At 67.1% G+C, this 20815-nt stretch carries 23 protein-coding genes and 2 pseudogenes; 10 read left to right on the plus strand and 15 right to left on the minus strand.

The features are described from left to right. Positions 1–798, minus strand: a complete 798-nt coding sequence (locus tag AU193_RS07170) for an ABC transporter permease (protein ID WP_064421679.1) — start codon at positions 796–798, stop codon at positions 1–3. A 212-nt stretch (positions 799–1010) separates the two neighbouring features. After that, a pseudogene (gene fadD5 / locus AU193_RS07175) lies at positions 1011–2689 on the minus strand (fatty-acid--CoA ligase FadD5). A 124-nt stretch (positions 2690–2813) separates the two neighbouring features. Between fadD5 and AU193_RS07180 the strand changes: the two are divergent. Both AU193_RS07180 and AU193_RS07185 read left to right on the plus strand, forming a co-directional pair. Further along, positions 2814–3506: a GntR family transcriptional regulator gene (locus tag AU193_RS07180; protein ID WP_253867675.1), complete on the plus strand. Its 693-nt coding sequence runs from the start codon at positions 2814–2816 to the stop codon at positions 3504–3506. Positions 3507–3715: 209 nt separating this feature from the next. Beyond that, the gene (locus AU193_RS07185; RefSeq protein ID WP_064421680.1) at positions 3716–3922 is read left to right on the plus strand and encodes a hypothetical protein; all 207 of its coding nucleotides are present in this window, start codon (positions 3716–3718) and stop codon (positions 3920–3922) included. Between the two features lie 10 nt (positions 3923–3932). On the opposite strand, the gene AU193_RS07190 is transcribed toward AU193_RS07185, so the two are convergent. Continuing rightward, complete coding sequence (locus AU193_RS07190) at positions 3933–4373, minus strand: SRPBCC family protein (protein WP_064421681.1); 441 nt, start codon at positions 4371–4373, stop codon at positions 3933–3935. 16 nt (positions 4374–4389) lie between these two features. Then, on the minus strand, positions 4390–4827 hold the full coding sequence (locus tag AU193_RS07195) for a thioesterase family protein (protein ID WP_064421682.1): 438 nt from the start codon (positions 4825–4827) through the stop codon (positions 4390–4392). 34 nt (positions 4828–4861) lie between these two features. Between AU193_RS07195 and AU193_RS07200 the strand changes: the two genes are divergently transcribed. Next, positions 4862–5968, plus strand: a complete 1107-nt coding sequence (locus AU193_RS07200) for an alcohol dehydrogenase catalytic domain-containing protein (protein WP_064421683.1) — start codon at positions 4862–4864, stop codon at positions 5966–5968. Positions 5969–5971: 3 nt separating this feature from the next. Here the strand turns inward: AU193_RS07200 and AU193_RS07205 are convergent, their stop codons facing one another. From AU193_RS07205 to AU193_RS07215, 3 genes are all read right to left on the minus strand, one after another. Further along, positions 5972–7780, minus strand: a complete 1809-nt coding sequence (locus AU193_RS07205) for an acyl-CoA dehydrogenase (protein WP_064421684.1) — start codon at positions 7778–7780, stop codon at positions 5972–5974. Positions 7781–7869: 89 nt separating this feature from the next. Further along, positions 7870–8085 (minus strand): hypothetical protein, encoded by a 216-nt coding sequence (locus tag AU193_RS07210; protein ID WP_064421685.1) that lies wholly within the window; start codon positions 8083–8085, stop codon positions 7870–7872. A 70-nt stretch (positions 8086–8155) separates the two neighbouring features. After that, positions 8156–8839 (minus strand): TetR/AcrR family transcriptional regulator, encoded by a 684-nt coding sequence (locus tag AU193_RS07215; RefSeq protein ID WP_064421686.1) that lies wholly within the window; start codon positions 8837–8839, stop codon positions 8156–8158. Positions 8840–8973: 134 nt separating this feature from the next. Here AU193_RS07215 and AU193_RS23420 point away from each other — a divergent pair. Next, a pseudogene (locus AU193_RS23420) lies at positions 8974–9087 on the plus strand (CAP domain-containing protein); the annotation flags it as partial. Here AU193_RS23420 and AU193_RS07220 read toward each other — a convergent pair. Genes AU193_RS07220 through AU193_RS07235 form a run of 4 tightly spaced genes read right to left on the minus strand, consistent with a single transcriptional unit; the run spans position 9084 to position 12550 of the window. Beyond that, a complete protein-coding gene (locus AU193_RS07220; protein ID WP_064421687.1) occupies positions 9084–9611 on the minus strand; it encodes a DUF2231 domain-containing protein in 528 nt (175 codons plus the stop codon). The pseudogene AU193_RS23420 and the gene AU193_RS07220 overlap by 4 nt on opposite strands. Before the next feature lie 55 nt (positions 9612–9666). Further along, complete coding sequence (locus AU193_RS07225; protein WP_064421688.1) at positions 9667–11100, minus strand: NAD(P)(+) transhydrogenase (Re/Si-specific) subunit beta; 1434 nt, start codon at positions 11098–11100, stop codon at positions 9667–9669. After that, positions 11097–11435 carry an NAD(P) transhydrogenase subunit alpha gene (locus tag AU193_RS07230; RefSeq protein WP_064421689.1) on the minus strand — a complete coding sequence of 113 codons (339 nt, stop codon included), beginning with the start codon at positions 11433–11435 and terminating at the stop codon, positions 11097–11099. The genes AU193_RS07225 and AU193_RS07230 overlap by 4 nt, the downstream gene beginning before the upstream one ends. Then, a complete protein-coding gene (locus tag AU193_RS07235) occupies positions 11435–12550 on the minus strand; it encodes a Re/Si-specific NAD(P)(+) transhydrogenase subunit alpha (protein ID WP_064421690.1) in 1116 nt (371 codons plus the stop codon). The genes AU193_RS07230 and AU193_RS07235 overlap by 1 nt, the downstream gene beginning before the upstream one ends. 114 nt (positions 12551–12664) lie before the next feature. Here AU193_RS07235 and AU193_RS07240 point away from each other — a divergent pair, with 114 nt between their 5' ends. Together AU193_RS07240 and AU193_RS07245 are read left to right on the plus strand one after the other, a co-directional pair. After that, entirely contained in the window at positions 12665–13561 is an 897-nt protein-coding gene (locus AU193_RS07240; protein ID WP_216637270.1) for a DUF4436 domain-containing protein, read from the plus strand. 68 nt (positions 13562–13629) lie between these two features. Next, entirely contained in the window at positions 13630–14769 is a 1140-nt protein-coding gene (locus tag AU193_RS07245; RefSeq protein WP_064421691.1) for an acyl-CoA dehydrogenase family protein, read from the plus strand. Here the strand turns inward: AU193_RS07245 and AU193_RS07250 are convergent. Together AU193_RS07250 and AU193_RS07255 are read right to left on the minus strand one after the other, a co-directional pair. Then, entirely contained in the window at positions 14766–15950 is a 1185-nt protein-coding gene (locus AU193_RS07250; RefSeq protein ID WP_064421692.1) for a sensor histidine kinase, read from the minus strand. The two genes, AU193_RS07245 and AU193_RS07250, sit on opposite strands and share 4 nt — an antisense overlap. Before the next feature lie 7 nt (positions 15951–15957). Beyond that, the gene (locus AU193_RS07255) at positions 15958–16611 is read right to left on the minus strand and encodes a response regulator transcription factor (RefSeq protein WP_256364331.1); all 654 of its coding nucleotides are present in this window, start codon (positions 16609–16611) and stop codon (positions 15958–15960) included. Positions 16612–16786: 175 nt separating this feature from the next. Between AU193_RS07255 and AU193_RS07260 the strand changes: the two genes are divergently transcribed. After that, the gene (locus AU193_RS07260) at positions 16787–17029 is read left to right on the plus strand and encodes a hypothetical protein (RefSeq protein WP_064421693.1); all 243 of its coding nucleotides are present in this window, start codon (positions 16787–16789) and stop codon (positions 17027–17029) included. Positions 17030–17085: 56 nt separating this feature from the next. Here AU193_RS07260 and ahpD read toward each other — a convergent pair whose 3' ends face one another. Together ahpD and AU193_RS07270 are read right to left on the minus strand one after the other, a co-directional pair. Next, positions 17086–17628, minus strand: coding sequence for an alkyl hydroperoxide reductase AhpD (gene ahpD / locus AU193_RS07265; protein ID WP_064421764.1), 543 nt, complete (start codon positions 17626–17628; stop codon positions 17086–17088). Positions 17629–17630: 2 nt separating this feature from the next. After that, positions 17631–18218: a peroxiredoxin gene (locus AU193_RS07270; protein ID WP_064421765.1), complete on the minus strand. Its 588-nt coding sequence runs from the start codon at positions 18216–18218 to the stop codon at positions 17631–17633. 223 nt (positions 18219–18441) lie between these two features. Between AU193_RS07270 and AU193_RS07275 the strand changes: the two genes are divergently transcribed. Genes AU193_RS07275 through AU193_RS07285 form a run of 3 tightly spaced genes read left to right on the plus strand, consistent with a single transcriptional unit; the run spans position 18442 to position 20815 of the window. After that, a complete protein-coding gene (locus AU193_RS07275) occupies positions 18442–18696 on the plus strand; it encodes a hypothetical protein (RefSeq protein WP_064421694.1) in 255 nt (84 codons plus the stop codon). 34 nt (positions 18697–18730) lie between these two features. Beyond that, complete coding sequence (locus tag AU193_RS07280; protein ID WP_172798237.1) at positions 18731–20011, plus strand: acyl-CoA dehydrogenase family protein; 1281 nt, start codon at positions 18731–18733, stop codon at positions 20009–20011. After that, positions 20012–20815 carry a tyrosine-protein phosphatase gene (locus AU193_RS07285; RefSeq protein WP_064421696.1) on the plus strand — a complete coding sequence of 268 codons (804 nt, stop codon included), beginning with the start codon at positions 20012–20014 and terminating at the stop codon, positions 20813–20815.

The raw sequence follows: 20815 nt of genomic DNA on the forward strand, positions 1-20815 counted from the left end.
TCAGCTCCCTGTTCCGAACCGGACACCGATCGTGGTCAGGACCACGTTGACCGCGAACAGCGCGATGACGCAGAGCACCAGGGTCTCGTTGACCGCGGTCCCCACACCCTTCGCGCCGCCGGCGACGGTCAGGCCGCGATAGCAGCCGACCAGGCCGGCGATCAGGCCGAACGTCATGGCTTTAATGATCGAGATGACGACCTCGGGCAGACCGGTGATCAGGGTCAGCGTCGAGACGTACGCGCCGGCGGAGACGTTTTGCAGGTAGACGCCGAAGATGAAGCCGCCGACCAGGCCGACCGTGATCACCGCGCCGTTGAGCAGCAGGGCGACGAAGGTGGAGGCGACGACGCGGGGCACCACCAGCCGGTGGATCGGGTCGATCCCGAGGACCTCGAGCGCGTCGATCTCCTCGCGGATGGTGCGTGCGCCCAGGTCTGCGCAGATGGCGGTCGAGCCCGCCCCGGCGACCACGAGCACCGTCACCAGTGGACCGAGCTGCGTGACGGCGCCGATCGCGGCGCCCGCACCGGAGACGTCCGCGGCGCCGAACTCCGCCAGCAGGATGTTGAGCGTGAAGATGAGCAGCACGGTCAACGGGATGGAGACCGCGAGCGTCGGCAGGAACGCGACCCGCATGAGAAACCAGCTCTGGAGGATGAACTCGCGCCACTGGAACGGCGGCTTGAGCAGTGCCTTACCGACGAGAACGCACATGCGCACGAAGCCGCCGACCGCTTCCAGGCCGGGTCTGACCTGATCGCGTACGTAACCGACAACGCCGGTCGACGCCGTCACCAGTGTGCTCCCGTGGCGCAACGGCGACTGTCGCGGTGCACCGGCAGCCCCTGTCGCACGACCCCTCCTTGCCCCGACCTGATTGTTGTTGTCCCCGTCTCGCTACCGGTCGGTAGTAAGACAGACCACAGGAATGTACCCGATGCGATTCCCGCCGTGCAGGGCATCGGGCGGATTGTGCCTGTAACCGTTAGCAAATCCGATTCCGTTCTCTAATTCGTCTGTGGCGCAGCAGAAACCGTTCGCCCGGAAGCACTTTCGGCGGCGTCAACCGGCTTCGTTGCCCCAAACCGTGCCCGCAGTTCGGTTTTCAGGACTTTGCCGGCGGGGTTGCGGGGCAACGCATCGACAACCTCGACGGCCTTCGGGTGCTTGTACCGGGCGAGCCGTTCGTCGAGGAACGCGTCGAGCTCACGCAGGTCGAGATCCGTTCGATCGGGCGCGCCGAGGGCCACGACTGCGACAGGTACCTCGCCCCACCTCTCATCCGGGCGGCCGATGACGGCGACCTCCGCGATCGCCGGGTGGGCGGAGAGCGCGTTCTCGACCTCGGCGCAGTAGATGTTTTCCCCGCCGGAGATGATCATGTCCTTCTTGCGATCGACCACCCAGACGTAGCCCTCCTCGTCCTGACGGACGAGATCGCCGGAGTGGAACCAGCCGCCGGCGAACGCCTCCGCGGTGGCCTGGGGATTGTTCCAGTAACCGGCCATGAGCGTCGGTGCGCGGTAGACGATCTCGCCGACCTGACCGACCGGAACGTCGTTCATGTCGTCGTCGACGACACGCGCCGTCACCGTGGGGATCACCTTGCCCACCGATCCGAGCTTGCGGATCGCATCGTCGCCCAACAGCATGCAGGTCACCGGCGACATCTCGGTCTGGCCGAAGGCGGCCAGGATCTGGGTGCCGGGGAAGGTCTCGGCCATCTGGCGCAGCAGGGTGTCCGACGCGGGCGCGGCGCCCCAGGACAGCACCCGCAGCCGCAGCTGACGGGGCCGGGCCTGTTGTGCGGTGCACACCGCCTGCCACTGGGCGGGCACCAGGAAGATCCCGGTCACCTGTTCGGCCTCGAGGACGTCGAGCAACTCGTCGGGGTTGAAGGCGCCCAGCGGATAGATGACCGTCGGCCGGCCCAGCAGCAGGCCGGGGATCATGTTGCCGATGCCGGCGATGTGGAACATCGGCACGCCGATGAACCCGACGTCGTTGTTGATGTCGGCGCCGTTGGTGAACAGGAACGTCAGCGCCTGGCCGGCGATGTTGGTGTGTGTGAGCACCGCGCCCTTGGGCCGGCCCGTGGTGCCGGAGGTGTACATGATCAGCGCGGGGAGTCGTTGGGGATGTCGATGACCGCTGCGGGGTCGCCCGCCTCGGCGATCAGGTCGTCGTAGCCGATCACATCGTTGTCAGTGGCGCCTCCTGCGACGACGACGGTGGTCAGCGTCGCCGAAACATCGGGGATGTCACGCACCGCGGTGGCCACGTTGGCCAACACCGCCTCGGTGATGACGACTTTGGCCTGGCAGTCGCTGACCAGAAACGCGATCTCCGGCGGGGTCATGCGGAAGTTGACCGGGACCGCGATCGCACCGAGCTTGTTGACCGCGAGGAAGGATTCGACGTATTCGGTGCGGTTGAGCATCAGGATCAGCACCCGGTCGCCGAAGGCCACTCCGCGGCGGCTCAATGCGCCGGCCAGCGCGTTCACCCGTTCGTCGAGTTCACGCCAGGTCGTCGTCTTGCCGAGGTAGCGCAGAGCCGTGGCGTCCGGCTGCATCAACGCGTGGCGTGCCAGCTGATTGGTCCAGTTCTGTCGGCGAGCGAGGTACGGCTGTGCGGTGGGGTCGGGTTCCGGGGGTGTCGGGGAAGTCAACTGCTGCTGCTCCATCGGATTTCGGGGTTGCGAGCGTTTGACATTTGATCAAACATGGTGTTGCCCCGGTCACACTATGGCCTCGGCCGCTCGGGTACAAGCCCTCGTCAACGATGGCCAGATCGCACCGGAGACCACAGTGAACGCACCGACCGCACGGCTTCCGAGGCCGCGTCGGGGGGTACGGCGTGAACAACTGTCCGACGAGGTCGCTGGGCGTCTGCGCGCCGACATCATGACCGGCGTGCTGCGGCCGGGCACCTTCATCAGGCTCGACGAGACCGCCGCCGCGCTCGGGGTGAGCATCACGCCGGTGCGCGAGGCGCTGCGCACCCTGCGCGGTGAGGGCATGGTCGAGCTCGAACCGCACCGCGGCCACGTGGTGGTGCCGATGACGCGCGCCGACGTCGAGGACATCTTCTGGCTGCAGGCGACGATCGCGCGGGAGCTTGCGGCCACGGCCGCTGCCCGGATCACCGACGACGAGATCGACGAGTTGGACCGGCTCAACGACGAGTTGGCGTTCACTGTCTCGCATCACAACGTCGAGGAGATCGCCGCCGCGGAGTTCGAGTTCCACCGCGCGCTCAACCGGTCGACCGGCCGGATCAAGCTGGCCTGGTTCCTTCTCCACGTCGCGCGGTATCTGCCCGGGCAGATCTACGCGGGCGACCCGGGATGGGGGATCTCCGCGGTGGCGACCCACCGAGAACTCACCGCGGCGCTGCGCCGGCGCGACGTCGACACCGTCGTCGCGCTGACCGCCGGCGAGTTCACCGACGGGGCTCGGCGGCTGATCGCTCGGCTCGACGAGACGGGGTTGTGGAGCTGAGGCTCCCGGACGAGACGGGCAGGCGATCCGTCCGCCAAGATCGACACGGCACCATTCCCGCTAGTGCCCACCTAACAGCGAATTATTCGCTGGCAGCGAGTTTTTCGCTGCAAGCCGGGCACCATCGCAAATGGTCGGTGGAGATACGCCTGGGGATGATGTGACGCGGTCGGCCGGAACTGTCGGTCGCTCGCGGCACATTCGTGGCCATGCCCAGCAAGCGGCACATCTACGGCGTCGAACTTCAACATGTCCTGACGTTCTATCTGACCCAGAACGGCCCGACGACGCCCTCGACTACTACAACTTCGCACTACCCGGACCGGATTCACAAGCGAGTGATCGACCTGCGGGCGGAAGCCGACATGCTCGCCGGCCGCGACTTCGAGAAGTGGCTGGATGCCCTGCCCGACTGACAGACCGGCCCTACGTGGAGGCCAGCTGTTCGGCGCGGGCCTTGAGGTTGTCGGCCAGGTAGTCCAGCGTGTCCCCGATCGCCTTCTTCACCATCTGCTTCGGGATGGCCAGCTTGGTCTCGACGTCGAGGTCGACGGTCAGCAGCGACGTCGCCCCAATTGGCACGACGGAGAACTTCTGCTCCTGCTTCTCGAAGTGATCGCCCTGCTGCAGAACCGTGAAGATCTGGTTGTCCCCCGGGTAGTAGACCGCGGTGATGAAGGTGCCCGCCTGTCCCTGCACGACGACGTCGAGGCGCAACTGGCTGGGCCGGCCGTCGTTGTACCGGGCCAGCACCCAGCACCCTTTGATCTCTTCGTTCCACCGGGGGTAGGCCTCGAAGTCCGCGACGATCCCCATGATCGCCTCGGCGGAGGCCGCTACCTCGACGGTTTTGCTCACGAGCACCACCCGACGAGCATATCGACTACTCGACCCGGGCCTTTTCCAGCAGCTCGCGGATCGGCCCCGGGATCGGTACCGGCCGCCGGCGGGCTCGGTCGACATAGACATGCACCCAGTGCCCCACCGCGGCGGTGGGGCCGTCGCGTTGCCAAAGCCCCAATCGGTAGGTGACGCTGCTGGTGCCCAGCCGGGTGACCGCAAGGCCGACCGTGAGCGGTTCCGGGAAGCGCAGCTCGGCCAGGTACCTGCACCCCGACTCGGCCACCACGCCCAGCCACGGCACGGTCAGCGGATCGAGCCCGAGGGTGGTGTTGATCCAGCCGTTGATCGCCGAGTCGAACAACGCGTAGTACACCGCGTTGTTGAGATGTCCGAACATGTCGTTGTCGGCCCATCTGGTGGTCGCCGGCCAGTGCACCGGGAAGTCGGCGGCCTCAGGTGTCTGCGCGTGCTCGGTCATGGCAGCAGTGTGGCAGCGAGGGCAGTCTGGTCCCATGAGGATCCGCGGTGCCGTGTTGGAAGAGATCGGCCGCGCCCGGCCGTACGCCGAGTCCCGACCCTTGACCGTCGGCGAGCTCGACCTGGCCGCACCCGGCTCCGGTGAACTGCTGGTGCGGGTGGAGGCCGCGGGTCTGTGCCACTCCGATCTGTCCGTGGTCGACGGCAGCCGCGTGCGGCCGGTGCCGATGCTGCTCGGCCACGAGGCGGCCGGCGTCGTAGAGGAAACCGGCCCCGGCGGCTCCGACGTTCCGGTCGGCGCACGCGTCGTGATGACCTTCCTGCCCCGGTGCGGCGCCTGTCCGGCCTGCGCGACCGACGGGGTCACCCCGTGCGAGCCGGGCACCGCCGCCAACGGGGCCGGCACGCTGATGACGGGTGGCCGCCGGTTGTCGAGAGACGGCCAGCCGGTCCACCACCACGTCGGTGTCTCCGGTTTCGCGACCCACGCGGTCGTCGACCGCCGATCGGTCGTGCCGGTGCCCGACGACGTCCCCGCGGTGGTGGCGTCGCTGCTCGGCTGCGCGGTGCTGACCGGTGGCGGTGCGGTGCTCAACGCCGGCCGGCCTCGCCCCGGCGACACCGTGGCCGTCGTGGGTCTGGGCGGTGTCGGGATGGCCGCGGCGCTGACCGGTCTTGCTACCGAGGACGTCCGCGTGGTCGGTATCGACCAGCTACCCGACAAACTCGAGCGGGCCCGCGAACTCGGAGTGCACGACGCGTACACCCCGGAACAGGCGCGGGACAGCGGGTTCAAAGCCGCCGTCGTGATCGAGGCCGTCGGCCATCCTCGCGCGTTGGAAACCGCAGTCGACCTCACTGGCGCGGGGGGCCGCACGGTGACCGTCGGCCTCCCTCCCCCTGATGCGCGAGTCTCGCTGTCTCCGTTGGGTTTTGTGGCCGAGGGACGCTCGCTGATCGGCAGCTACCTCGGTTCGGCGGTGCCATCCCGCGAGATCCCGTACTTCGTCGAGTTGTGGCGCGCGGGACGGTTGCCGGTCGAGTCGCTGGTGTCGTCGACGATCGCGCTCGACGATGTCAACTCCGGCATGGACGAATTGGCCGACGGCCGAGCCGTGCGTCAGGTCATCCGCTTCGGCTAGCCGTCAGAACCAGCTGTCCCGCATATCCATCGTCGTGCGGTCCAGGCTGGCGAGCAGGTCGAGTTCCGGTGCGGTCCTGGGCAGTTCGTACCGGAAGAAGTAGCGGGCCGCGTGACGCTTGCCGTCGTAGAAGTCCCCGTCGCGACCGTGCGCGGTGATCTCCTGCTGCAGCCATATCCAGGCGACGACGATGTGCCCGAACGCCTCGAGGTAGATCACGCTGTTGGCCATCGCGGCCTCGACGTCACCGGAGCCGAACATCTGGGCGGTGACGGCGGTGAGGCGTTGCCAAGCCACGTCCAGCAGACTTCCGTGTTCGGCGATCCGGCCGCCGAGCCCGGCCGCCTCGGCGACTGTCCGCCCGACGGCGTCACCGAGCGCTGCCAGTCCCGCACCACCATGCGCAGGGACCTTGCGGCCCAACAGATCCAGGCTCTGGATGCCGTGCGTTCCTTCGTGGATCGGGTTGAGCCGGTTGTCGCGGTAGTGCTGCTCGACGTCGTATTCGCGGGTGTAGCCGTATCCGCCGTGCACCTGAATGGCCAGGGCGTTGGCCTCCAGACACCATTGCGACGGCCAACTCTTGCCGACCGGCGTCAGCATCTCGAGCAGCAAGGTGGTGCGGTCGCGCTCCTCGTCGGAGACCGCGCTGTGTTGGAGGTCGACGAGCCTGGCGCAGTACAGCAGCAACGCCATCCCGCCTTCGGCATACGCCTTCTGCGCCAACAACATTCGCTTGACATCGGCGTGCTCGATGATCGGCACCTGCGGCGTGGAGGGGTCTTTGGCGCTGATCGGACGTCCCTGCGGGCGTTCGCGGGCGTACTGCACCGACTTGAGATATCCGGTGTAACCGAGCGCCACCGCACCCATTCCGACTCCGAGGCGCGCCTCGTTCATCATCGTGAACATGTAGGCGATCCCACGGTGCGGTTCACCGACGAGGTATCCGACCGCACCCGGTTTCCCGCCGGGTGTGTACGCGCCCTCGCCGAGGTTCAGAACCGTGTTCGTGATGCCACGTTGGCCCATCTTGTGGTTCAACCCGGCCAGTACGACGTCGTTGCGCTCACCGACGGCGCCGTCGGCGCCGAGCAGGAACTTGGGCACGATGAACAACGAGATGCCCTTGGTTCCCGGCGGTCCGCCGGGAATCTTGGCGAGCACCAGGTTGACGATGTTGTCGGTCAGTTCGTGTTCGGCGCCCGAAATCCACATCTTCGACCCGAACAACCGATAGGTGCCGGGCGCAGAATCGTCGTCCTGCGGTTCGGCGCGGGTGACGACGTCGGCAAGTGACGAACCCGCCTGGGTCTCCGACAACGCCATGGTGCCCGAGAATCGGCCGGCCAGCATGGGTTTGACGAAGCCCTCGATCTGCTCGTCGGTGCCGAAGCGGGCCAACAGGTTCGCGTTGGCCATCGTCAGCATGAGATAGCCGGTGGTGCTGAGATTGGCCGCCGAGAACCAGGCGAAGGCGGCCTGCGCCACGGTCGCGGGCAGCTGTGCGCCACCGAGACGGTGCTCCATCGACATCGCGATCAGATCGGCGGAGGCGAACGCGTCCCAGGCCTCCTTGACCTCGGGTATGACGGTCACCTTCTCGCCGTCGAAGGTGGGCTCATTGGCATCGCTCTTCTTGTTGTGCGGCGCGAAGTACCGCGTCGCCAGCTGCTCGCTGAGTTCCAGCACCGCGTCGAAGGTCTCGCGCGAATGCTCGGCGAACCGTTCGCGCTCGGTCAGCTCCTCGACCCGCAACCATTCGTAGAGCAGGAAATCGAGGTCGCGACGCGACAGCAGAAGGGACTTCACGGGTCCATCTTGGCAGCCGTCGGGCTAGGTGCGGGATGGAGATGAACGACCTGACGAAGCGGATACGCGGGCTCGGCGGCGCGCACCGCTCAGTTCTGCAGTCGGCGGAGGAAGTCGTGGCAGCGCTTGGCCCGCTCCGAGTCTTCCGCCATCACCTGCTCGAAGAACGACGCCACGTCGTCGAGTCCGGCGTTCTTCGCATCGCGGACGTATTGACCGTAGTCATGGCCGGCCTTCAGGGAGTGGTACTGCACCGAGATGAGATCGAATGTCACGTCGTCGAATCCGGTTTCACCGGTCGCCATTGTCGGCTCCTTTCGCTCGAGATTGCTCGTGGCTACCCCGCGATCGGTGGCCGAAACCGCACGCCCAGGCTTACGGTGCGGCGGCGGTATCCGGTTCGCCGGACAGCGCTTCGACCTCGATGCCCAACGGCGACCCCGCCCGCACCGACTCGTCGCGGATCAAACCGCGCAGCAGCGCCGTGCTGAACTCGACCGCGATCTCCTGTGCGGTGCGCCTGCCGTGGGGCCGCAGCCAGCGGTAGGCACCCAATGTCATGCCGATGTAGCCGAGCGCGAGGACGTGCGAATCGCAGTCGTAGAACTCGCCGCTGGCGATGCCGCGATCGATGACGTCGCGCACGTGTTCGTAGACCTGCGTCTCCTTCTCCCGGATGTAGGCCACCTGGTCCTCGGTGAACCACTCGCCGATGTACGGGCCCTCCTGGAAGTAGACGGCCGCACGCTCGATATCGCTGGCGATACCGACCAGGAGTCGGTGGGTGAAGTGGTAGATCGTCTCGCGGGCCGACGCTGACGGGTCATCGTGCAGCGCGTCGACGGTGAAGTCGGCGGCTCCCTTGTAGATGTCGTAGAGGATCAGCGACTTGCTGGCGTAATAGTGGTAGACGGTCGCCTTGTTCAGGCCCACCGCGTCGGCGACATCGTCCATCCTGGTGCCGTGGTAGCCGCGCGCGGCGAAGAGCTTGGTCGCGACGGCCAACAACTCGTCGCGACGGGTCCTCCCGTTCGGGGTGGCGGCGTCCGCAGAGGGCATGGCGACTCACTATATGCAGGCCGGAACCTCGTCCGGGGGTCAATCAACTGGTTGGCAGTGTAGGTGTTGGGGGTGTCGCCGGCGGCAGGGCCCGTCTAGACTTCGATCATTACCGGCCGCACTCGAGAGGTGACCCCATGGATCCGAACCCGGACTATGACGCGAGCGACGAGCTGGAGTACGGCATCAACTGGTTCGCCTGGATTCTCCGCGGTGTGTACCCGCCGCCCGCCTATCCGCCGGTCTAACCCGTCAACTGCCAGCGGTGCACTCCTGCGCCCTGCGCGTAGGACAGATGTCCGCCCAGCGCGCCGCCCACTGAGACCGCGGTCAGTCCCAGCACGCTGAACGTGCGTGCGGCACCGACCTTGCCGCGCTTGTACTTCCGATAGGCGACCCAGAACGAGATGGCGGCGACCGTGTTGCCCGCCGCGTGCAGGAGGCCCACCCGTCGCTGCCGGGCTCCCAGCGTCGGAAACTCCGCCAGCCCGGCCAGCACGGCGGGCGGCGTCGCCGCCAACCCGATCGCGATGAGTTGCCGGGCGGCGTCGCGGTCCTTGAACATCAGATCCAGCACCATCGACGACATCCACGCGCCGATCGGCAGCGTGACCATCAGCGGATGGGTGGGGTGCCCCAGCCACGAGCCGCGCAGTCCCTGTGCCAACGCGCCGTCGCCGAGGACCCGGTCGACCGCGTCGGCCGTCCGGTCCGCGACCGCGTCGAGAGAGCTGGCCGATTCGGGCATCTGAAGAAGGGCGTGCATGTCCATGCCGTCCGGTTACCCGACCGTCGCCGGCTGAACCGCCCCGCGGCTGGCCGCTCGACTAGAGCGCCTTGAGCTCCTCGATCACCGAGGTGACCGACTTCTTGGCGTCGCCGAACAGCATCGAGGTCTGGTCGAGGAAGAACAGCGGATTCTCGATGCCCGCATAGCCGGCGTTCATGGACCGCTTGAGCACGATCACCGACCGCGACTCGTCGACGTTGAGGATCGGCATCCCATGAATCGGGGAGCTCGGGTCGTTGCGCGCGGCCGGATTGGTGACGTCGTTGGCGCCGATCACCAAGGTGACGTCGGTGCGGTTGAATTCGCCGTTGATGTCGTCCATTTCCTTCATCGAGTCGTACTCGACGTCGGCCTCGGCCAGCAGCACGTTCATGTGACCCGGCATGCGGCCGGCGACGGGATGGATCGCGTACTTCACCTCGACGCCTTTGCTTTCCAGCAGATCGGCCATCTCCTTGACGGTGTGCTGCGCCTGCGCGACGGCCAGCCCGTAACCGGGGACGACGATCACCTGGTTGGCGTAGGCCATCTGGATCGCGGCGTCCGCGGCCGAGGTGGCCTTGACGGTGCCCTGGTCGCCCCCCGGGCCCACCACCGCCGCGGCGCCGGCACCGAAGGAACCGAAGACGATCGCCGGGATCGACCGGTTCATCGCCACGGCCATCAGGTTGGTCAGGATCGAACCCGACGCGCCGACGATCATGCCCGCGACGATCATCGCGGTGTTGTTCAACGCCAGACCCGCTGCGGCTGCCGACAATCCGGTCAGCGCGTTGAGCAAGGAGATGACGACCGGCATGTCCGCACCGCCGATGGGGAACACCACGAAAAGGCCCATCAGGCCGGCGAACACGAGCACCAGCCCGATCGTCCACGCGGGGCTGCCCGTCCCTGCGTTGAGGCCGATGTAGATCGCCGCGGCGGTCGCGCCGAGCAGCAGCACCACGTTGGCGGCCTGAAACAGCTTGGCCGAGGCGACAAGTCGCTTCTCGACGTTCTTGGGTATCGACTCCTGCAGTTTGAGGAACGCCACCAGCGAGCCCCAGAACGACACCGAGCCGATGATCGCGGCGAACAGTGAGCCGGCGACCAGGGCCACCGTCGGATGCTGATCGGGCGTGAAATGCGCGAAGCCATCGGTCTCGATGAACTCCGCCCACGCGATCAACGCCACGGTGCCACCACCGACACCGTTGAACAGCGCCACCAGCTGGGGCATCGCGGTCATCTTGGTCTTCTTGGCCGGTGGCACACCCAGAATCACGCCGAGGGCCAGTCCGGCAACGATCAGTACCCAGTTGATCGGCGCCGTATCGCGAACCTTGATCAGCGTCGCGATCACGGCGATGGCCATACCGGTGGCCGCGATCCAGTTGCCCCGCACCGCGGTCTTGGGCCCGGTCAGCCCCGACAAGCCGAGGATGAAAAGCGAGAACGCGACGATATAGAGAACGGTGACGAGATAGTTCACTTGTCGGCCGCCGCTTCCGTCGTCTCGAGAGCTTTGGGTTCGGGCCTGCGCGACTTGAACATCCCCAGCATCCGATCGGTGACCAGGAAGCCGCCGATCACGTTGAGCGTGCCGAAGATCAGCGCCACGAAGGCGATCGTCCGCACCCCCCAGTGCGCGTCGGCGGGCAGATCGCCCAGCACGATCAGCGCACCGAGCACCACGATGCCGTGGATGGCGTTGGTGCCCGACATCAACGGTGTGTGCAAGGTGTTGGGCACCTTGGAGATGACGGCGAACCCGACGAACCCGGCAAGCACCAGGATCGCGAGATTGGCCAGCAGATTGTCGTACATCAGTTCTCTCCCCGGGTCACGCAGGAGGCCGCCACGACCTCGTCGTCGAAATCGGGCACGACCTTGCCGTCGCTGATCAGCAGCTCGAGCAGCGAGGTCACGTTCTTGGAATACAGCTCGCTGGCGTGTTCGGGCATGGTCGCCGGCAGGTTCAGCGGCGAGGCGATGGTGACGCCGTGGCGGACGACGGTCTTGCCCGGTTCGGTGAGCTCGCAGTTGCCGCCCGTCTCACCGGCGAGGTCGACGACCACACTGCCGGGCTTCATCCCCTCGACCGCGGCGGCGGTGACGAGTCGGGGCGCCGGCCGCCCGGGGACCAGCGCGGTGGTGATCACCACGTCGAAGCCGGTGATCGCCCGCTCCAGTTCCTTCTGCTGTTGTGCGCGTTCCTCTTCGGACAGTTCGCGGGCGTAACCGCCCTCACCGGCGGCCTCGATACCCAGCTCGAGCCATTGCGCGCCGACCGAGCGGACCTGGTCGGCCACCTCGGGACGCACGTCGTAGCCGGTGGTGCGCGCACCGAGCCGCTTGGCGGTCGCGAGCGCCTGCAGTCCGGCCACGCCGACGCCGAGCACGAGCACGGAAGCCGGTTTCACGGTGCCGGCTGCGGTGGTCAGCATGGGGAAGAACCGCGTCGACTCCGAGGCCGCCAGCAGCACGGCCTTGTAGCCCGCGACGTTGGCTTGCGACGACAGCGCATCCATCACCTGGGCGCGCGAGATGCGCGGGATCGCCTCGACGGCGAAGGCCTGCACGCCCGCGGCCTTGAGAGCGGCGATCTGGTTGTCGTCGTTGCGCGGGGCGAGGAAGCCGATCAGCGTCTGCCCGCTCTTCAGCTTGGCGACCTCCGCGGCGGTCGGCGGCGCGACCTTGACGACGACGTCGGCGGCCCACGCGTCTCCGATGGTCGCGCCCGCGCCGGTGTAGAGGTCGTCGGGCAGGAGGGCCCGCTCGCCGGCCCCGGATTCCACGACGACGGCGACGCCGCTGTTCACCAGCGAGGCGACCGCCTTGGGCACCAGCGCGACGCGGCGCTCGTCGTCTCCTGATTCGCGGACGACCCCGACCGTCGGGGCCGCCCCGGCGGCGACATCAGCATGCGTCTGCTCTGTCATGACGGAACACCTTAACCGCTACCGCGGGTCACATCTAAATCGGGACGGACCGTCGCGAATTTCCACCGGCACGGCGCACCGGAAACGGCTGCCGCGCGAACTAGCATCCCGTGCGTGCCGACCGATGAACCGGTGACATCCCGCAGTCGCAGACGTACACGGCTGAACGACATCGCGACGGTGCTGATCATCCTCGTCGTCTACGCCGCATCGCTGGTCGGCTATCACTACCTCTCCGGCGAGGCCAAAGCGTTGGGCCCGCCGGACCTCGGCAACAGCGAGGACAACATCGTGCAGGTCACGTTGTCGGAACTTCACACGGTCGCCAACCAGATCGACGTCAAAGTCGTCGTCTTCCCGGCCGACGACCACATGAACACCGACCTCAACGTGGCCAACACCGATATCGCGGTACGGCTGTTCATCAACGAGATCAACATCGACATCGACGATCTGCAGACGCCGAAGGGCCAATTGCCCGCCGAGACCAGCGCCACGCTCTCGGCGAAGGGGGATCCGGACAAGTGGCCGTTCGACTCGTACACGGTCGGCGCTCTGGGGGCCGATGTTCTCATCGGAAGCGGTGACGATCGGACGTTCGAACCGGCCCGGGTCGTGGTGACCGGTGGACTCGACGGGTGGGACATCACGAGCACGCGAAGCGGGCCGGCAACCCAGTCGGCGAAGGACGGCGACTACGAGACGGTGACGTTGAAGCGGTCGAAGGGCCCGCTCGCGTTCGATGTGGGCCTATGCCTGGTGTTGATCACGCTGCCCGCGCTGGCGCTGTTCGTATCGATCGAGATGCTGCGCGGACGGCGCAACTTCCTCCCGCCTTTCGGCACGTGGTACGCCGCGTCGCTGTTCGCCATCATCCCGATCCGGAACTTCATGCCCGGTGCGCCGCCGCCGGGAGCGTGGATCGACCAGGTCCTGGTGTTGTGGGTGCTGCTCGCGTTGACCGGGGCGATGGTGCTGTACTTCGCCGCCTGGTGGAGACGCAGCGACTGACGGCGAATCAGCCCTTTGAAGGGGCCCGCCTATCGTTGTGTCGACCCGCACAACCAGGAGGCCATCGGATGGCTGTCGACCGGCTGCTGCCCACCCGGGACGCCGAAGACCTGATCGCGTTGACCCGCGACGTCGCCGACAAGGTGCTCGACCCGATCGTCGACGACCACGAGAAGGCGGAGCGCTATCCCGAAGGGGTGATGGCGCGACTGGGTGCGACCGGATTGTTGAGCCTGCCTCAACCCGAGGAGTGGGGCGGCGGCGGACAGCCGTACGAGGTCTATCTGCAGGTGCTCGAGGAGTTGGCCGCGCGGTGGGCGGCCGTCGCGGTGGCCGTCAGCGTGCACAGCCTGTCGTCGCATCCGCTGCTGACGTTCGGCACCGACGAGCAGAAGCATCGCTGGCTGCCGGGGATGTTGTCGGGTGAGCAGATCGGTGCTTACAGCCTGTCGGAGCCACAGGCCGGTTCGGACGCCGCGGCGCTGCGCTGCGCGGCTGCCAAGACCGACGGCGGGTACGTCCTCAACGGATCCAAGTCGTGGATCACCCACGGCGGCCGGGCCGACTTCTACACGCTGTTCGCGCGCACGGGCGACGGGTCGCGCGCGATCTCGTGCTTTCTGGTGCCCGGCGACCTGCCCGGGCTGAGCTTCGGCAAGCCCGAGGAGAAGATGGGCCTGCACGCGATCCCGACGACGTCGGCGTTCTACGAGGACGCCGCCATCGATGCGGACCGGTTGATCGGCGCCGAGGGCCAGGGCCTGCAGATCGCCTTCTCCGCACTGGATTCCGGGCGGTTGGGCATCGCCGCGGTGGCCACCGGCTTGGCCCAGGCCGCGCTCGACGAGGCCGTAGCGTACGCCAACGAACGAACCACGTTCGGGCGCAAGATCATCGACCATCAAGGCCTCGGGTTCCTGCTGGCCGACATGGCGGCCGCGGTGGCTACGGCCCGGGCGACATATCTGGACGCGGCCCGCCGTCGCGATCAGGGCCGCCCGTACGCACAGCAGGCCAGCGTCGCCAAGCTGATCGCAACCGACGCCGCGATGCGGGTGACGACCGACGCGGTGCAGGTGTTCGGTGGCGCCGGCTACACCCGCGACTACCGCGTCGAGCGCTACATGCGCGAAGCCAAGATCATGCAGATCTTCGAGGGCACCAACCAGATTCAGCGACTGGTCATCGCCCGCGGGCTGGTCACCTAACCGGGTGACGGTTCCGGTGGCGAGGTGACGGTGACCCGCGTGCCGTAGCCTTCCACGGAGTTCACCGTCATCGAGCCGCCCATGGCTCCGAACCGCGCCAGCAGCGAGCCGAGCCCGATATGGCCGTCGGCGACGTACTTTTCGACGATCGCCGGGTCGAACCCCTTGCCGTCGTCGGAGACCGTCAACACGACCCGGTCTCCGTGTCGCGTGAGCCTGACCCGCACGGTCGTCGCGTCGGCGTGCTTGTGGATGTTGGCGAGCAGTTCCCGGGCCGCGCGATAGAGCAACTGCTGCGATTCGGGCTTTCCGACATCGTCGAGATCGGCTTGCACTTCATATGTGCCGCGGGATTCGAACTGCCGCACCAACTCTCGCACCGCCGGTGTGAGGCCGAGCTGGGCGAGCACCTGCGGGTGCAGTTCGGTCACCGTCGACCGCAGCGCGGCAGCGGTCTGCTGCAGCGCGGCGCGGACCGACTCCAGCGCGGAATCGTCGTCGGTCTCCTGCAACTCGTCGAGGTCGAGGCGCGCCGCGAGCAGCGTCTGCAGCGGTCCGTCGTGCAGCGTCTCGGCGACCTCGCGGTTGTGCCGTTCGTCGGCCTGCATGGCCTCGGACACCAGTTGGCGCCGCACCGCCTGCAGCTTCGCGACGCGGGCCTGGCGGCGGACCAGCACGACGCACAGCGCGGTCATCGCCAGCGCACCCCACAGCAGAAAGCCGAAGTGGGTGTAGACGACGTTCGGCAACCCCACCGAGTCGTCCCGTTTCGAGTAGCCGATCCACGCCCCGAGATAGGCGCTCGCCGTACCGATTCCGAGCAGCGCCGTCAGCATCGGCCGGTCCTGGAAAGCGACCGCGATGGGCAACAGGAAGAAGACCGGGAGCAGCGCCGCGGTGGCGCCGCCCGACACCAGGCACAGCACCAGGATCATCACGACGTCGACGCCGGTCGACGCCCAGCCTCCCCACTGGGGCACCGGACCGCGCAACACCGCGACGAGCCAGACCACGGCCGCCACCGCCCATGTCCCGAGCACCACCGCGTAGAGAACCGGCAACCAGTGGTCGACGTCCCAGATCAGCACGAGCACCGCGATCAGCACGAGCAACGGCACCCGCAGCACCGCGCTCACGCGCACGGGCTCCGTGGCGAAGAAGTTCGCGAGCCGGTCTATCACGGCGACGTCAGTCCAGCAGCTTGCGGCGCATCGCCTCGGCAACCGCGGCCCCGCGGTCGTTGACCCCGAGTTTCTCGTAAAGCCTCTGCACGTGGGTCTTCACGGTCGAGGGCGCGAGGTAGAGCTGTTTGGCCATCGCCGGGATGCTGGTGCCGGACGCGATGAGCTTGAGCACCTCGCGCTCCCGCGGGCTGAGGGTCGGGCCGTCGGGCTCGGCGCGCTTACGGATCTCTCCGGCCAACCCGGCGGCCAGGCTCGGGGCGACGATGTCTCGCCCTCTGGCGCAGTCGAGCACGGCGTTGACGAGTTCGGAGCGGGTGGATTCCTTGGGCAGAAAGCCCGCCGCCCCGTTCTGCAGCGCCTGGTAGACGATCGCGGATTCGTCGTGCGCCGAGATCAGCAACACCCTGGTGGACAGCTCGTCGCGCACCACCGCGGCGGCCACTTCGGAGCCGTCCATACCCGGCATCCGGTAGTCCAGCAGCGCCACCTGCGGAGTGTGCTCGCGGATGGCTGCGAGCGCGGTGACCCCGTCGTCGGCCTCGGCAACCACGTCGATCTGCCCGCTGGAAACCAACGCTCGGACCACCCCGTCGCGAAACATCGGGTGGTCGTCGCCCACCACCACGCGGACCTTCTCACCGGTTGTGCTGCTCGCCACCCGATCAGCCTGGCACAGCGGCGCGTTCGCTTCCCCCATTTGGCGGACACGCGATTCACCCGGTTCGACCGCCATTCGCCCGACATACACCGGGCTTGCGTTGCAGCACTCTTGAGTCATCGCCGGAACAACCCAGCGGACAAACCAAAAAGCAAAGACCAACGGAGGATTCGACATGAACACCAACACCACTCACCGCTTCGCCCGCTTCGTCGCGCTCCCGGTCCTCGCGGCCGGAATCCTCGGCGGGGCACTGGGTTTCGCCGGGGCCGCCAGCGCCGGCACCTACTCCCCCGACAACACGCCGCGCCCGGGCATCGTCGCGACGCCCAACGTCCACGCTCCGGGAGTCCAGTCAGGAACGCACGGACACCGCATCGATCACATCGAGTACGAACAGCCGACCTGGCACCGCTGAGGCGCGACACGAAGAGCGGGGGCACCGATCCGGTGCCCCCGCTTTCACGTGTTCCGTCAGACCGCGGTCAATACTTCGGCGGTCTGGAGAGCCTGGGCTACGCCCGAGACGATCGAGGCCAACCGGATCACCTCGAAGACGACCGTCCGCGACACCGGGTTCTCGCTGCCGTCGCGCAGTGTCTTCTCGTGCGCCGCGACGCAGTGGCCGCATCCGTTGATCGCCGACACCGCCAGCGACCACAGCTCGAAATCCTCCTTGGCCACACCGGGATTGCCGATGATGTTCATCCGCAGCCCCGCCCGCAGGTCGTCATAGGCGCCGTCGAGCTGGCCCCTGGTGCGATAGAAGACGTTGTTCATCCCCATGATCGCGGCCGCGCCGAGGGCGGCGTTGTATGCCTCCTGGCTGAGGATGTCCAGAGCGTCCTCGGCGATCTCGCGCAGCAGCCGCTCGTTCTTGGTCGCCGCGGCGGTCGCCACCAGTGCGCCCCAGAGCTGCTCCTCGGACAGCTCGGTGGTCTTGACGATGCTGCCGAAGTTCAGCTTCAGATCCTTGGCGTATTCGGGAAGCGCTTCCTTGATGTTGTCGATGCTCATGGTCACACCGCCTCTGCCAGCAGCTCGGCCGGCTTGATCGTCGGATCGCCCTTCTTCCAGTTGCAGGCGCACAGCTCGTCGGACTGCAGCGCGTCGAGCACCCGCAGCACCTCGTCGACGTTGCGGCCCACCGAGCCCGCGGTGACCGACACGAACTGGATCTCGTTGTTCGGGTCGACGATGAACGTCGCCCGGTCGGCCACGCCGTCGGCGTTGAGGACGCCGGTGGCCAGCGACAGCTCGCGCTTGAGGTCCGAAGCCATCGGGAACGGCAGCGTCTTGAGGTCCTCGTGCTGGGCGCGCCACTGGAAGTGGACGAACTCGTTGTCGACGGACACGCCGATGACCTTGGCGTCGCGGTCCTCGAAGTCCTCGTTGAGCTTGCCGAAGGCGGCGATCTCCGTCGGGCACACGAAGGTGAAATCCTTCGGCCAGAAGAAGACGATCCGCCACTTGCCCTCGTGGTCCTCGCTGGTCACGCGGGTGAAGTAGTCGTCGGGCTGCTTGGCATCGACCTCGGTGAGGTCACCGCCGACCACCGCCGCCATGTCGTACCGGGGGAACTGGTCACCGATTGTCAACAATGCCATCGCAAGCACCATCCTTATCGCTCTAGTTTGGATTCAGTCCAGATTACGTATTCGATCATCGGCCTTCGGCGGTGCGAAGGCAAGCTAAACGAGCGTGATTGTGGACACATCGGCGTGGTGAAATGGGTTCGCTGTCAGCATATTTCGGCAGCCAGCACAGCGCCCCGCCGCATCGGCCGGCGGACGGCACCGTGATTCCAGCGGCGTTGCTACCGTCGAAGGAATGTCGAACATCTCCGAAAACGACCGCATCGAGGACGTCACCCCCGGCGACATCGTCCTCGTCGACCGGGGCGCCGAACCCGTCCCGTGCAAGGTGGTGCACAAGGACGTCAACGACGGCACGTCCGTCATCACCTACGAAATCGACGACGGTACGACGTTCCAGGTCGAATACGCGGCGGGCACCAGGGTGACCCGCAGCCTCGAGGCCAAGTGGGAGTCCGGGCAAAGCCCGACGCAGCACAAGCCCGTCTGACCGGGTGACTATCGTGGCGGGCATGGATTTCGCGATGTCGGCCAAGGCTCAGGACTACCACCAACGCCTGACCGAGTTCATGACGGAGTTCGTCTTCCCCGCCGAAGCCGAATACCACCGCTACCGCGAAGAGGCGGGCCCCAAGGACCACACGGTCCCGCCGATCATCGAGGACCTCAAAAAGCTCGCCAAGGAGCGCGGGCTATGGAATCTGTTCCTGCCGGCCGAATCCGGCCTGACCAACCTCGAATACGCGCAGCTCGCCGAGTTGACCGGCTGGAGCATGGAGATCGCGCCGGAGGTCACCAACTGCGCGGCCCCGGACACCGGCAACATGGAGACGCTGCACCTCTTCGCCAACGAGCAGCAGCGCAAGCAGTGGCTCGAACCCCTGCTCGCCGGCGAGATCCGCAGCGCCTTCGCGATGACCGAACCGGCGGTCGCCTCCAGCGATGCGCGCAACATCGAGACCACGATGCTGCGCGACGGCGACGACTACGTCATCAACGGTCGCAAATGGTGGATCACCGGCGCGGCCGACCCGCGCTGCAAGATCCTGATCGTGATGGGCCGCACCAATCCGGATGCCGCCAGCCACCAGCAGCAGTCGATGATCCTGGTGCCCGTCGACACGCCGGGCGTCGACATCCAGCGGTCGCTTCCGGTGTTCGGCTGGCAGGATCAGCACGGGCACTGCGAGATCGTGTTCGACAACGCACGGGTGCCCGCCGAGAACCTGCTTCACGAAGAGGGCAGCGGGTTCGCGATCGCCCAGGCCCGCCTCGGTCCCGGCCGTATCCACCACTGCATGCGCGCGATCGGCGCCGCCGAGCGGGCGCTGGCGCTGATGATCGACCGGGTGCAGAAGCGCGTGGCGTTCGGCAAGCCGCTGTCCGAGCAGGGCGTCGTGCGTGAGTCGATCGCCAAGTCGCGCAACCAGATCGACCAGGCTCGCCTGCTGTGTCACAAGGCGGCATGGACCATCGACCAGCAGGGAAACAAGAGCAAGGACGCACAGGTGCTGGTCGCTCAGATCAAGGCCGTGGCCCCGCAGATGGCCTGCGACGTCATCGACCGCGCCATCCAGGTGCACGGCGGTATGGGCGTCAGCGACGACGTGCCCCTGGCCCGGTTGTATGCCTGGCACCGCGCGATGCGGCTGTTCGACGGACCCGACGAGGTGCACATGCGGACCATCGCCCGCGCCGAACTCGGCAGGGAGAAAAGCGCTTTCGCGACGGCGGCGAGCCGCCAATCAGCTGCAGCGGCGAGCCGCCAATCGAGTGACGCGGCGGTGACTGGCGGGAATCGATAGGTGGCGGGCGACCACGAAGCCCTGTCAGGGGCGTGGAACTTCCGCGACATCGCCGAGCAGACCGGTATCCGACCCGGGCAGTTCTTCCGGTCCAGCGAGCTGAGCGGGCTGGACGATTCGGGCCGGGACCTGTTGCGCCGCTTGCACATCACCGATGTCGCCGACTTGCGCTCCGAACGAGAAGTCGAGCGGCGCGGGCCGGGTCGGGTACCGGACGGCGTCGCGATACACCGACTGCCGTTTCACGAGCTGGCCAAGCCCGGCGCGGAGGCCCCGCATGAGCAGAGCTTCCAGCGCATGATGACCGAGAAGCCCGACGACGAGGACGTCACGGTGGCGGCGGCCCGGTTCATGACCGACGAGTACCAGAAGTTCCCGACGCTGCCTGGCGCGCACCTCGCTGTGCGGCAGGTCATTTCGATGCTCGCCGAGCAGCGACCGGTCATCGCGCACTGCTTTGCGGGCAAGGACCGCACGGGCTTCACGGTAGCGACGGTGCTCGAAGCTGTGGGCGTGAATCGCGACGCCATCGTGGCCGACTTCCTGCGGAGCAATGAGGCGGTGCCGCAGTTGCGCGAAAGCATCCTGGAGTCGATCCGCAACCGGTCAGAGGAGAGCACCGACGAGATCGTCACCTTCGCCGAGGCGCGGCTCACCGAGGAGGTGCTCGGAGTGCGCGAGGACTACCTCGATACCGCGCGACGTTCGATCGTCGACAACTACGGCTCGGTGCGGGGCTACCTCGAGGCCGCCGGCGTCACCGACGACGAGGTCGTGCGCCTGCGCGCGGTCCTGCTCGGCTGA

The organism is Mycobacterium sp. GA-1285 (assembly GCF_001499905.1).
Lineage (GTDB): Bacteria > Actinomycetota > Actinomycetes > Mycobacteriales > Mycobacteriaceae > Mycobacterium.